The following is a 12,297-nucleotide window of genomic DNA, read 5'->3' on the forward strand; positions in this document are numbered from 1 at the left end:
TCCTTAATCGGGATATCCCTGTGGATGGCGTGACTGCCAGTGCCAGGTGTCCTGCGCCATTTCATCGAGTGTGCGCGTTACGCGCCAGTTCAGTTCACGGTCGGCTTTGCTGGCGTCCGCCCAGTAGGCCGGAAGGTCGCCCTCGCGACGCGGTGCAAAATGATAATTAACCGGTTTGCCGCAGGCTTTGCTGAAGGCATTAACCACGTCCAGCACGCTGTTGCCTACGCCAGCGCCGAGGTTGTAGATGTGTACGCCTGGCTTGTTCGCCAGTTTTTCCATCGCCACGACGTGACCGTCCGCCAGATCCATTACGTGGATGTAATCGCGTACGCCAGTACCATCTTCGGTCGGATAATCGTTACCAAAAATCGCCAGCGAGTCGCGACGGCCTACAGCAACCTGGGCGATGTATGGCATCAGGTTATTCGGAATGCCTTGCGGATCTTCGCCCATATCGCCCGACGGATGCGCGCCAACCGGGTTGAAGTAGCGCAGCAGGGCAATGCTCCAGTCCGGCTGGGCTTTTTGCAGATCGGTGAGGATCTGTTCCACCATCAGCTTGCTTTTGCCGTAAGGGCTTTGTGGTGTGCCGGTCGGGAAGCTTTCAACGTATGGAATTTTGGGCTGATCGCCATAAACGGTGGCGGAGGAGCTAAAAATAAAGTTTTTGACGTTAGCGGCGCGCATGGCGCTAATCAGGCGCAGAGTGCCGTTGACATTGTTGTCGTAATATTCCAGCGGTTTTTGTACCGATTCGCCGACGGCTTTCAGCCCGGCGAAGTGGATCACGGTGTCGATAGCGTGATCGTGCAGTATCTCGGTCATCAACGCTTCGTTACGAATATCGCCTTCAACAAACGTTGGATGTTTGCCGCCTAAACGCTCGATAACAGGCAGTACGCTGCGCTTACTGTTACAGAGGTTATCAAGAATGATGACATCATGACCGTTTTGCAGTAATTGCACACAGGTATGACTTCCAATGTAACCGCTACCACCGGTAACCAGAACTCTCATAATTCGCTCCATTAGGCTTATGGTATGAAATAACCATAGCATAACAAAGATGCGAAAAGTGTGACATGGAATAAATTAGTGGAATCGTTTACACAAGAATTTAGCCGTTTTTTATGCGCGATTAAGTGATTATAAAACAGAGGGTTTATGAATGATTGCGCTTTTTATCTGAAAAAAGAAGCGGTTTCATGCCTGCATGCGTCGAACCGTTGGCCGGAGAGGGCGCTTAGGCCGCCTCCGGCAAGGTCAGCACTACCGACTCAATATATTTTTGTCAGCACATAGCGATAGAGTCCACCGTCCGGCACGAACTCAAGGCGATGGGTAATACAGGCAGGCGCATCTTCAGCGTGGTGCGAAACAAACAACAATTGCGTTTCACCTTCGCTAATCAGCACATCAACAAAACGGCGGATAAGCTGGCGATTGAGCGGATCAAGCCCCTGTAGTGGTTCATCGAGAATAAGCAACGTCGGATGTTTCACCAGTGCGCGGACGATCAGCGCCAGACGCTGCTGTCCCCAGGAAAGACTATGGAACGGAGCGTCAGCCGTACGTTTATCAATGCCGAGAATATCCAGCCACTGCTGCACCAGTTTTTGCTGGCGATCCGAAACGGCCTGATAAATGCCAATCGAATCAAAATAGCCAGAAAGAATCACATTACGCACGGTAGTGCTGACCCGGTAATCCAGATGCAAACTACTGCTGACGTAACCGATATGCTTTTTGATATCCCAGATGGTTTCGCCGCTGCCGCGACGTCGGCCGAAAAGCGTCAAATCGTTGCTGTAACCTTGCGGATGATCGCCAGTAATCAGGCTTAATAACGTCGATTTTCCCGCACCATTTGGCCCGACAATTTGCCAGTGCTCGCCAGGATTCACCTGCCAGCTAAGGTTATTAAGAATGGGGCGATCGTTATAAGAAACCACGCCATTATTCAGCACAATGCGCGGTTCGTTGGTGGGTAAGGCGTGACGTGCTGAAGGTTCATCCGGCTCCGGCAGTTGCACACCTTCAAGCTGTTCGCTATGCGCCAGTTGCGCGACGAGTGCTTGCTGGAGCAGTTCCTCTTTAGCGCCCGTTTCCGCTAACGTACAATCCGCCAGCACGCCAGCAAACTGGACAAATTCCGGGATCTCATCGAAGCGATTGAGCACCAGTACCAGAGTAATACCGGACTGATGTAACGAGGCGAGTCGCTCAGCCAGCTGCTGACGTGAGGCAACATCCAGGCCATCGAACGGCTCATCAAGAATCAACAAGTCAGGCTCCGACATCAGCGCCTGACACAGCAGGGTTTTTCGCGTCTCGCCAGTGGAAAGGTATTTAAAGCGTCGGTCGAGGAGGGCGGTAATACCGAACTGCTGCGCCAGTTGCATGCAACGCGGTGCATCCTTAACTTCATCCTGAATGATCTCAGCCGTAGTGCGTCCGGTGTCATCTTCGCCAGGGCCGAGCATATCGGTGTTATTCCGCTGCCATTCGTCGCTGACGAGCTTTTGCAATTGCTCGAAGGAGAGACGAGTGATGTGGGAAAACTGGCTTTGCCGTTCACCTTTCAAAAGCGGAAGTTCCCCCGCCAGCGCACGGGCCAGCGCCGACTTTCCACTTCCATTCGAACCGACAAACGCCCAACTATCACCCGCGTTTAACGTTAGCTGAGGCAATTGCAGCGTTTTTGTGTCGCTAAGACGAAACGTGCCTTGCAAAATTTGCAACGATGACATTTTATATCCCATTTTGTGCAGCGATTACTGACAGGGATACGTGTTTCATAACAAATTGTCAACACGCTTAGCATAGCGTGGCGATAATCACGCTGTCGGCATTAAAGTAGGCCGTGACATTCTGTCCTTGCTGAAGAGAAGTCGCTTCATTAACCGGCACTGTGGCGCACAGTGTTTGCCCGTCGGGTAGCGCCATTAATACTTCGCACTGCTCTGCGCCGCGCTCAATATGACTAATAATACCCGGTAATTGGTTGTCGGCGTTTTGTGCGACCGCTTCGTCCTGAGTAATGCCTACCCACGGCGCTTTTAGCAATATCAACACTTCTTTGCCTTCATCCAGCCCCAGACGTGCGCCGCTTTGTGCGGTAATTGCGACTTTCAGGCGTGTTTTTCCGTCAGCCAGTAAGACATCAACATGCTGTTGAACGTCATCATGATCGCGGGCGGTGATGGTGCCGAACCACTGGTTACGGGCGCTGGTTTGCAGTGAAAAACGTGAGATCGCGGCCAGCAGGCTGTTCAGCGGCAGGGCGTCATCGTCACTTAACACATCAAAGGCTTTTTGCTGGATTTGCGCCAGTAAGTCATAGAGCTGAATCAGTCGCTGACCATAGCGGGTCAGTACTGCGCCGCCGCCACCTTTACCGCCTGTTGCGCGCTCGACCAGAATATGCTCACTTAACTGATTCATCTCGTTAATGGCATCCCAGGCGCTTTTATAGCTGATACCGGCATCTTTCGCTCCCTGGCTAATGGAACCGGAAAGCGCAATGTGTTTTAGTAGCGAAATGCGGCGCGGGTCGGCGAATAATTTTTGTTGGAGCTTAAGGGTGAGAAGGATTTCGGCCTGCATAACAATGTCCTGGCAAAAGTCTTATTGTGACGGAAAACGAACGCCACGCAAAGCTGACCGCACAAAAGGGGAGTGCTTTTCTGTGCTTAGCGGTTAGAATAGTCTCATGACTATATCTGGAGTTGACCATGTTAGAGTTATTAAAAAGTCTGGTATTCGCCGTAATCATGGTACCTGTCGTGATGGCCATCATCCTGGGTCTGATTTACGGTCTTGGTGAAGTATTCAACATCTTTTCTGGTGTTGGTAAAAAAGACCAGCCCGGACAAAATCATTGATTCCCTGAATGCCCGCTTAGTCGGGCATTTTCTTTTTCTCAACTTCCTGCTTTTCCTGCCGATATTTTTTCTTATCTACCTCACAAAGGTTAGTAATAACTGCTGGGAAAATTCCGAGTTAGTCGTTATATTGTCGCCTACATAACGTTACATTAAGGGGTTACCAATGGCTCGTAAATGGTTGAACTTGTTTGCCGGGGCGGCACTCTCTTTCGCTGTTGCTGGCAATGCACTGGCAGATGAAGGGAAAATCACGGTGTTCGCCGCCGCATCACTGACTAACGCAATGCAGGACATTGCTACGCAGTATAAAAAAGAGAAAGGCGTGGATGTGGTTTCTTCTTTCGCTTCGTCATCTACTCTCGCCCGTCAGATTGAAGCGGGTGCGCCTGCGGATCTGTTTATTTCTGCCGATCAGAAATGGATGGATTATGCAGTTGATAAAAAAGCGATCGATACAGCTACGCGTCAGACACTGCTCGGCAATAGCCTGGTCGTTGTAGCACCGAAAGCCAGCGAGCAGAAAGATTTCATCATCGACAGCAAAACTAACTGGACTTCGCTGCTGAATGGCGGTCGCCTCGCGGTTGGCGATCCGGAACATGTCCCTGCTGGCATTTATGCAAAAGAAGCACTGCAAAAACTGGGCGCATGGGATACGCTCTCCCCGAAACTGGCTCCGGCGGAAGATGTTCGTGGCGCGCTGGCGTTGGTCGAACGCAATGAAGCGCCGTTGGGCATTGTTTACGGTTCTGACGCAGTTGCCAGCAAAGGGGTAAAAGTGGTTGCCACCTTCCCGGAAGATTCACATAAAAAAGTGGAATATCCGGTTGCTGTTGTGGAAGGGCATAACAATGCGACAGTGAAAGCATTTTATGATTATCTGAAGGGACCGCAGGCTGCGGAAATCTTTAAACGTTACGGATTTACAACCAAGTAATGATACTGACCGATCCAGAATGGCAGGCAGTTTTATTAAGCCTGAAAGTTTCTTCCCTGGCTGTGCTGTTTAGCCTGCCGTTTGGGATCTTTTTTGCCTGGTTACTGGTGCGTTGCACGTTTCCGGGCAAAGCTTTGCTCGACAGCGTACTGCATCTACCGCTGGTGTTACCGCCCGTGGTCGTCGGTTACTTATTATTAGTTTCGATGGGACGGCGCGGATTTATCGGTGAACGTCTGTATGACTGGTTTGGTATTACCTTCGCCTTTAGCTGGCGCGGCGCGGTTCTCGCTGCCGCCGTCATGTCGTTTCCGCTAATGGTGCGGGCAATTCGTCTGGCGCTGGAAGGGGTTGATGTCAAACTGGAACAGGCCGCAAGAACACTGGGGGCCGGGCGCTGGCGCGTTTTCTTTACTATCACGTTACCGCTGACCTTACCGGGAATTATTGTTGGTACGGTACTGGCTTTTGCTCGTTCTCTCGGTGAATTTGGCGCAACCATCACCTTTGTGTCGAACATTCCTGGTGAAACGCGAACCATTCCTTCTGCCATGTATACCCTGATTCAGACCCCCGGCGGGGAAAGTGGCGCAGCGAGACTGTGCATTATTTCTATTGCGCTGGCGATGATCTCCCTGTTGATTTCAGAATGGCTGGCCAGAATCAGCCGTGAACGGGCGGGGCGCTAATCATGCTGGAACTGAATTTTTCCCAGACCTTGGGCAACCATTGCCTGACTATTAATGAAACGCTGCCCGCCAATGGCATCACTGCTATCTTTGGCGTCTCCGGTGCCGGAAAAACTTCGCTGATTAACGCCATCAGTGGACTGACGCGCCCGCAAAAAGGGAGGATTGTCCTCAATGGTCGGGTACTAAATGATGCCGAAAAAGGTATCTGCCTGACGCCAGAAAAACGTCGCGTTGGCTATGTTTTTCAGGATGCACGGCTGTTCCCGCATTACAAAGTGCGTGGCAATTTGCGCTACGGCATGGCGAAAAGCATGGTCGATCAGTTCGATAAGCTGGTGGCGCTTTTAGGCATTGAACCGTTGCTTGACCGTTTACCGGGCAGCCTGTCCGGAGGCGAAAAACAGCGCGTGGCGATTGGTCGGGCTTTGCTGACGGCTCCGGAATTGCTGTTGCTGGATGAACCGCTGGCGTCACTGGATATTCCGCGTAAACGCGAACTGTTGCCTTATCTGCAACGTCTGACGCGGGAAATCAACATTCCGATGTTGTATGTCAGCCATTCGCTGGATGAGATCCTCCATCTGGCAGACAGAGTGATGGTACTGGAAAACGGTCAGGTGAAAGCCTTTGGCGCGCTGGAAGAAGTCTGGGGTAGTAGCGTGATGAATCCGTGGCTGCCGAAAGAGCAACAAAGTAGCATTCTGAAAGTGACGGTACTTGAGCATCATCCGCATTACGCGATGACTGCGCTGGCGCTGGGCGATCAGCATTTGTGGGTCAATAAGCTGGACGAACCGCTGCAAGCTGCGCTACGTATCCGCATTCAGGCTTCCGATGTTTCTCTGGTTTTACAACCGCCGCAGCAAACCAGCATTCGTAACGTATTGCGGGCAAAAGTTGTTAATAGTTATGACGACAACGGCCAGGTGGAAGTGGAGCTGGAAGTCGGCGGTAAAACGCTGTGGGCGCGTATCAGCCCGTGGGCCAGGGATGAACTGGCGATCAAACCTGGCCTGTGGCTGTACGCGCAAATTAAAAGTGTGTCGATAACCGCCTGATTAAATCAGGTGGCTATAAATGAACTGGGCAATGCTGTCGGTGGTGTTATCACCAATCACAATGTTGGCGCGCGCTTTTACCGCGTCATCGGCGTTGCCCATCGCCACGCCTGTACCAGCGGCTTCCAGCATACTGATATCATTAAAGTTATCGCCGAATGCCACGACGTTTTCCATCGACCAACCTTGCGCCTCAACCCATTTCGTCAAACGTTTACCTTTGCTGTTGCCGCCGCGTGCAATATCAACCTGATCGTGCCAGGACCATTCACACTCCAGTCCCAGTTCATGTTCGACATGCTTACCAAAATGCTGCAATTGCGGCAGGTCATCGTGCGTCAGGGCGAACTTCCATACGGCGTTAACTTGTTGCGCCGTTTCAGCCAGAGAAGCGACTTGTGTGAAAGTCGGACGCTGTTCCGGCGGCAGGGTTTGCGCCCAGTTAGACGTGCGAATGACATGCCCGGTCGGGTGCTCATAGACCATTGCATCATCGACATACATCAGACCGTGAATGTGGTGTTCATTCAGCATCTCAATGAGTTGCAGGGCTTTATTAACGGGCATTGGGTCCGCTTCCAGCACGGTTTTTGCATGATAATCATACAAATAGGTGCCATTACAGCAAATAGCAGGTGTATCCAGCGCCAGCGCCTGATAAAAAGGATGAATAGCGACGTGATGGCGACCTGTGACGATGATTAATTGATAGCCTGCTTCGCGAGCGCGGGCCAGGGCTTCTATCGATGAAGGAAGCAGGGTCTTTTTCGGGGTCAATAAGGTGCCGTCTAAGTCGAGAGCAATCACGCGTGTGGTCATGGCGTATTCCAGATTAAGGTTAAGAATTTTCGTCTGCGCGAATGGTACACCGATACCACTATCGGACAAAATTCTGCGTTTTAATTCAGCATTCACCGCCAAAAGCGACTAATTTTAGCTGTTACAGTCAGTTGCTAAATGCAAAGGAGCATTCATGAAGCAAACAGTTTATATCGCCAGCCCTGAGAGCCAGCAAATTCACGTCTGGAACCTGAATCATGAAGGCGCACTGACGCTGACACAGGTTGTCGATGTGCCGGGGCAGGTGCAGCCGATGGTGGTCAGCCCGGACAAACGTTATCTCTATGTTGGTGTTCGCCCTGAGTTTCGCGTCCTGGCGTATCGTATTGCCCCGGACGATGGCGCACTGACCTTTGCCGCAGAGTCTGCGCTGCCGGGTAGTCCGACGCATATTTCCACCGATCACCAGGGGCAGTTTGTCTTTGTAGGTTCTTACAATGCGGGTAACGTGAGCGTAACGCGTCTGGAAGATGGCCTGCCAGTGGGCGTCGTCGATGTGGTCGAGGGGCTGGACGGTTGCCATTCCGCCAATATCTCACCGGACAACCGTACGCTGTGGGTTCCGGCATTAAAGCAGGATCGCATTTGCCTGTTTACGGTCAGCGATGATGGTCATCTCGTGGCGCAGGACCCTGCGGAAGTGACCACCGTTGAAGGGGCCGGCCCGCGTCATATGGTATTCCATCCAAACGAACAATATGCGTATTGCGTCAATGAGTTAAACAGCTCAGTGGATGTCTGGGAACTGAAAGATCCGCACGGTAATATCGAATGTGTCCAGACGCTGGATATGATGCCGGAAAACTTCTCCGACACCCGTTGGGCGGCTGATATTCATATCACCCCGGATGGTCGCCATTTATACGCCTGCGACCGTACCGCCAGCCTGATTACCGTTTTCAGCGTTTCGGAAGATGGCAGCGTGTTGAGTAAAGAAGGCTTCCAGCCAACGGAAACCCAGCCGCGCGGCTTCAATGTTGATCACAGCGGCAAGTATCTGATTGCCGCCGGGCAAAAATCTCACCACATCTCGGTATACGAAATTGTTGGCGAGCAGGGACTACTGCATGAAAAAGGCCGTTATGCGGTCGGGCAGGGACCAATGTGGGTGGTGGTTAACGCACACTAACCGCTGATTTAACCGGCGCAGTCTCTCCTGCGCCGGTGTATTAACTTATCTCCTGTAACGCATGTCTCTGGCGTTCGACGATATTGGTCCACAAATTGTCTTTATCGTCAGTCCACAAATTAATCAGCAAGGCAAAAAAGCGTTCAGCTGCCGGAGAAAGCACGGCATCTTTGCGGCGAATAATCCCCAATGTCCGACGTATAACGGGTTCCACCAGTGGGATACCAATAATCGAAGAATAGGGCGCATGGGGCATTGCCAGACCAGGAAGCGCCGAAATCCCCAGTCCTGCCTCCACTAGTCCTAATGACGTCGAAAGATGACGCACTTCGTAAAACCAGTCCAGCTTCCAGGGCTTGTCGGCTAGCTGTTGTTCTATCAACAATCGGTTGCCGCTGGAGGAACGTACGCCAATCATTTTGTAACCCACTAACTCCTGCCATTCTACAAGCTGCTTTTTGGCCAATGGATGGTCACGCCGACAGGCCAGCACGAATGGCTCGTTGACCAGTGGGGTAAAATCAATGGATGAATTTGTGACGTTGTTCATGTTTATGCCAAAGTCTGATTCGTTACACAGCACCGATTCCATGCAATTATTCGTGCCTTGTTCCAGAATCCGCACTTTAATATTGGGATACAGCTCATTAAATTTACCGATTGCCAGCGGTAAAAAATAAAATACTGCGGTCGGAATACACGCTAACGTCACCATACCACGATGATAAGCATTCATATCACGAATATTAAAAAGCGTTTCATCGAATTTCTTTATTAATTCCCGCGCCTCCGGGAGCAACCTTTTCCCTGCTTTTGTTAACGTAACCTTGCGAGTTGTACGCTCAAATAGTTGAATATGTAAATCTTCCTCCATCTTTTTTATTCTTCGCGTTAATGCAGGTTGCGTAATATTGAGTAATTTAGCGGCATTGTTAAATGAACTGGACTCTGCCAGTATGACAAATGCCTTCATACTTGATAATTCATGCTTCATTATTACTCCGGAAAATGGAAGCGACGATTTTGGGTGGCTGGCCGTTAAAAATTTTAACTGCATTTAGCCAACTTAAATTAATGAAAAAATGTTATTAATCGTTGAGCTAAAGTCATTAGAGATGCTTTGCCCTTAATGTAACCATATCGCAATAAGTTATGTTTTTAAATTGAGGGCATTATTATGAAAAAAATACCCTGCGTGATGATGCGAGGTGGAACCTCGAGGGGCGCGTTCTTGTTAGCGGAACATTTACCCGAAGATCAAACGCAGCGCGATAAAATATTGATGGCAATTATGGGTTCCGGTAACGATCTGGAAATTGACGGTATTGGCGGCGGTAATCCGCTGACCAGTAAAGTCGCCATTATTAGCCGTTCCAGCGATCCGCGTGCTGATGTCGATTATCTGTTTGCTCAAGTTATTGTCCATGAGCAACGTGTCGATACCACGCCTAATTGTGGCAATATGCTGTCTGGTGTTGGGGCATTCGCCATTGAAAATGGTTTGATTGCAGCGACTTCACCAGTTACCCGCGTACGTATCCGCAACGTCAATACTGGTACGTTCATCGAAGCTGATGTGCAAACGCCAAATGGTGTTGTCGAGTACGAGGGTAGCGCCAGAATTGACGGCGTACCGGGTACTGCCGCACCGGTTGCGCTCACTTTCCTGAATGCCGCCGGAACCAAAACCGGAAAAGTCTTCCCGACTGATAATCAGATTGATTATTTTGACGATGTCCCGGTGACCTGTATCGATATGGCGATGCCAGTCGTCATTATTCCGGCTGAATATCTGGGAAAAACAGGTTATGAATTACCGGCGGAACTGGATGCCGACAAAGCATTATTAGCACGCATTGAATCTATCCGTCTACAAGCGGGTAAAGCAATGGGCTTAGGTGATGTCAGTAATATGGTTATCCCTAAACCTGTGCTTATTTCTCCAGCGCAGAAAGGCGGGGCAATTAATGTACGTTATTTTATGCCGCATTCTTGCCATCGCGCGCTGGCGATAACCGGTGCTATTGCTATTTCCAGTAGTTGTGCATTGGAAGGCACCGTCACCCGACAAATCGTCCCTTCTGTAGGATACGGCAATATCAATATTGAACACCCCAGTGGTGCGCTCGACGTTCATTTAAGTAATGAAGGTCAGGATGCCACGACGTTACGCGCATCTGTTATTCGGACGACCAGAAAAATATTTTCCGGTGAAGTTTATCTTCCCTGAAAAAATTCGTTGTCAGGATAAGGACAATCAATAAAGGACTTCTGTATGAGTCATACAGAAAGAACAGGATTTTAAATGAATAAGAAATCGTTATGGAAGCTAATTCTGATATTAGCGATCCCATGTATTATTGGTTTTATGCCAGCTCCGGCAGGATTAAGCGAACTGGCGTGGGTGCTTTTTGGTATTTACCTGGCGGCCATTGTGGGTCTGGTTATCAAGCCTTTCCCGGAACCTGTCGTACTGTTAATTGCCGTTGCTGCCTCAATGGTGGTGGTCGGTAACTTATCCGACGGTGCGTTTAAGACCACCGCCGTATTAAGCGGTTACTCTTCAGGTACTACCTGGCTGGTGTTCTCGGCGTTTACCTTAAGCGCCGCATTTGTGACCACCGGTTTAGGTAAACGTATTGCCTATCTGCTGATTGGTAAAATCGGTAACACCACGCTGGGTCTGGGTTACGTTACGGTATTCCTCGATCTGGTACTGGCTCCGGCAACACCGTCTAACACCGCGCGTGCGGGCGGCATTGTGTTACCGATCATCAACAGCGTGGCGGTGGCTTTGGGGTCCGAACCGGAAAAAAGTCCGCGTCGTGTCGGACATTACCTGATGATGTCCATTTACATGGTCACCAAAACCACCAGCTATATGTTCTTTACCGCAATGGCGGGGAACATTCTGGCGCTGAAAATGATCAACGACATTCTGCACCTGCAAATTAGCTGGGGTGGATGGGCGCTGGCCGCCGGATTGCCGGGCATCATTATGCTGCTGGTCACCCCGCTGGTAATTTACACCATGTATCCACCAGAAATTAAAAAGGTGGATAACAAAACCATCGCTAAAGCGGGCCTTGCCGAACTGGGACCGATGAAAATCCGCGAAAAAATGCTGCTCGGTGTCTTTGTGCTGGCGCTACTGGGCTGGATTTTCAGTAAGTCTCTGGGGGTTGATGAATCCACTGTGGCAATCGTTGTTATGGCGACCATGCTGCTGCTGGGTATCGTTACCTGGGAAGACGTGGTTAAAAATAAAGGCGGCTGGAATACCTTAATCTGGTACGGCGGTATTATCGGATTAAGCTCCTTATTATCGAAAGTTAAATTCTTCGAATGGTTAGCTGAAGTCTTTAAAAATAACCTGGCATTTGATGGTCACGGTAACGTTGCTTTCTTCGTTATTATTTTCCTCAGCATTATCGTGCGTTATTTCTTCGCTTCCGGTAGTGCCTATATCGTTGCTATGTTACCGGTATTTGCCATGCTGGCGAACGTCTCCGGCGCACCGTTAATGTTAACCGCGCTGGCACTGTTGTTCTCCAACTCCTATGGCGGCATGGTTACTCACTATGGCGGCGCGGCAGGTCCGGTCATCTTTGGCGTGGGTTATAACGATATTAAATCCTGGTGGTTGGTCGGTGCGGTACTGACGATATTAACCTTCCTGGTGCATATCACCCTCGGCGTGTGGTGGTGGAATATGCTGATCGGCTGGAACATGCTGTAAATATTCTCGTCA

The 12,297-nt window shown here is 50.3% G+C and carries 12 protein-coding genes; 7 read left to right on the plus strand and 5 right to left on the minus strand.

What is annotated here, in order from left to right:
* Window positions 1-3: 3 nt before the first annotated feature.
* From galE to modE, 3 genes are all read right to left on the minus strand, one after another.
* Complete coding sequence (gene galE, locus ACJHXA_RS13195) at window positions 4-1,020, minus strand: UDP-glucose 4-epimerase GalE (protein ID WP_001265438.1); 1,017 nt, start codon at window positions 1,018-1,020, stop codon at window positions 4-6.
* 260 nt (window positions 1,021-1,280) lie between these two features.
* Window positions 1,281-2,753, minus strand: coding sequence for a molybdate ABC transporter ATP-binding protein ModF (modF, locus tag ACJHXA_RS13200; RefSeq protein WP_000096881.1), 1,473 nt, complete (start codon window positions 2,751-2,753; stop codon window positions 1,281-1,283).
* Window positions 2,754-2,820: 67 nt separating this feature from the next.
* Window positions 2,821-3,609, minus strand: a complete 789-nt coding sequence (gene modE, locus ACJHXA_RS13205; protein WP_001147439.1) for a molybdenum-dependent transcriptional regulator — start codon at window positions 3,607-3,609, stop codon at window positions 2,821-2,823.
* A gap of 128 nt (window positions 3,610-3,737) precedes the next feature.
* On the opposite strand from modE, the gene acrZ reads away from it, so the two are divergent.
* The 4 genes from acrZ (at window position 3,738) to modC (ending at window position 6,577) form a co-directional block, all read left to right on the plus strand.
* Window positions 3,738-3,887 carry a multidrug efflux pump accessory protein AcrZ gene (gene acrZ, locus ACJHXA_RS13210; protein ID WP_000891515.1) on the plus strand — a complete coding sequence of 50 codons (150 nt, stop codon included), beginning with the start codon at window positions 3,738-3,740 and terminating at the stop codon, window positions 3,885-3,887.
* Window positions 3,888-4,053: 166 nt separating this feature from the next.
* Window positions 4,054-4,827 carry a molybdate ABC transporter substrate-binding protein gene (gene modA / locus ACJHXA_RS13215; RefSeq protein ID WP_000101990.1) on the plus strand — a complete coding sequence of 258 codons (774 nt, stop codon included), beginning with the start codon at window positions 4,054-4,056 and terminating at the stop codon, window positions 4,825-4,827.
* Complete coding sequence (gene modB, locus ACJHXA_RS13220; protein ID WP_000604034.1) at window positions 4,827-5,516, plus strand: molybdate ABC transporter permease subunit; 690 nt, start codon at window positions 4,827-4,829, stop codon at window positions 5,514-5,516. The genes modA and modB overlap by 1 nt, the downstream gene beginning before the upstream one ends.
* 2 nt (window positions 5,517-5,518) lie before the next feature.
* Entirely contained in the window at window positions 5,519-6,577 is a 1,059-nt protein-coding gene (gene modC, locus ACJHXA_RS13225; protein ID WP_000891683.1) for a molybdenum ABC transporter ATP-binding protein ModC, read from the plus strand.
* On the opposite strand, the gene ybhA is transcribed toward modC, so the two are convergent.
* A complete protein-coding gene (gene ybhA, locus ACJHXA_RS13230; protein ID WP_000213425.1) occupies window positions 6,578-7,396 on the minus strand; it encodes a bifunctional pyridoxal phosphate/fructose-1,6-bisphosphate phosphatase in 819 nt (272 codons plus the stop codon).
* Window positions 7,397-7,550: 154 nt separating this feature from the next.
* Between ybhA and pgl the strand changes: the two genes are divergently transcribed.
* A complete protein-coding gene (gene pgl, locus ACJHXA_RS13235; protein WP_000815435.1) occupies window positions 7,551-8,546 on the plus strand; it encodes a 6-phosphogluconolactonase in 996 nt (331 codons plus the stop codon).
* A gap of 40 nt (window positions 8,547-8,586) precedes the next feature.
* Here pgl and ACJHXA_RS13240 read toward each other — a convergent pair whose 3' ends face one another.
* Window positions 8,587-9,540, minus strand: coding sequence for a LysR family transcriptional regulator (locus ACJHXA_RS13240; RefSeq protein WP_000679973.1), 954 nt, complete (start codon window positions 9,538-9,540; stop codon window positions 8,587-8,589).
* A gap of 183 nt (window positions 9,541-9,723) precedes the next feature.
* Between ACJHXA_RS13240 and ACJHXA_RS13245 the strand changes: the two genes are divergently transcribed.
* Together ACJHXA_RS13245 and ACJHXA_RS13250 are read left to right on the plus strand one after the other, a co-directional pair.
* Complete coding sequence (locus ACJHXA_RS13245) at window positions 9,724-10,776, plus strand: 4-oxalomesaconate tautomerase (protein ID WP_000723652.1); 1,053 nt, start codon at window positions 9,724-9,726, stop codon at window positions 10,774-10,776.
* Between the two features lie 75 nt (window positions 10,777-10,851).
* Window positions 10,852-12,285, plus strand: coding sequence for an anion permease (locus ACJHXA_RS13250; RefSeq protein WP_001036475.1), 1,434 nt, complete (start codon window positions 10,852-10,854; stop codon window positions 12,283-12,285).
* Window positions 12,286-12,297 lie beyond the last annotated feature (12 nt).

The organism is Escherichia sp. WS33 (assembly GCF_046486385.1).
Taxonomy (GTDB): domain Bacteria; phylum Pseudomonadota; class Gammaproteobacteria; order Enterobacterales; family Enterobacteriaceae; genus ECMA0423.

Excerpts from the sequence above, each read along its gene's own strand:
- modC (WP_000891683.1), top strand. The coding sequence starts at position 5,519 with ATGCTGGAACTGAATTTTTCCCAGACCTTGGGCAACCATTGCCTGACT.
- ACJHXA_RS13245 (WP_000723652.1), top strand. The coding sequence starts at position 9,724 with ATGAAAAAAATACCCTGCGTGATGATGCGAGGTGGAACCTCGAGGGGC.
- modF (WP_000096881.1), bottom strand. The coding sequence starts at position 2,753 with ATGTCATCGTTGCAAATTTTGCAAGGCACGTTTCGTCTTAGCGACACA.
- galE (WP_001265438.1), bottom strand. The coding sequence starts at position 1,020 with ATGAGAGTTCTGGTTACCGGTGGTAGCGGTTACATTGGAAGTCATACC.
- modB (WP_000604034.1), top strand. The coding sequence starts at position 4,827 with ATGATACTGACCGATCCAGAATGGCAGGCAGTTTTATTAAGCCTGAAA.
- ybhA (WP_000213425.1), bottom strand. The coding sequence starts at position 7,396 with ATGACCACACGCGTGATTGCTCTCGACTTAGACGGCACCTTATTGACC.
- ACJHXA_RS13250 (WP_001036475.1), top strand. The coding sequence starts at position 10,852 with ATGAATAAGAAATCGTTATGGAAGCTAATTCTGATATTAGCGATCCCA.
- modA (WP_000101990.1), top strand. The coding sequence starts at position 4,054 with ATGGCTCGTAAATGGTTGAACTTGTTTGCCGGGGCGGCACTCTCTTTC.
- ACJHXA_RS13240 (WP_000679973.1), bottom strand. The coding sequence starts at position 9,540 with ATGAAGCATGAATTATCAAGTATGAAGGCATTTGTCATACTGGCAGAG.
- modE (WP_001147439.1), bottom strand. The coding sequence starts at position 3,609 with ATGCAGGCCGAAATCCTTCTCACCCTTAAGCTCCAACAAAAATTATTC.
- acrZ (WP_000891515.1), top strand. The coding sequence starts at position 3,738 with ATGTTAGAGTTATTAAAAAGTCTGGTATTCGCCGTAATCATGGTACCT.
- pgl (WP_000815435.1), top strand. The coding sequence starts at position 7,551 with ATGAAGCAAACAGTTTATATCGCCAGCCCTGAGAGCCAGCAAATTCAC.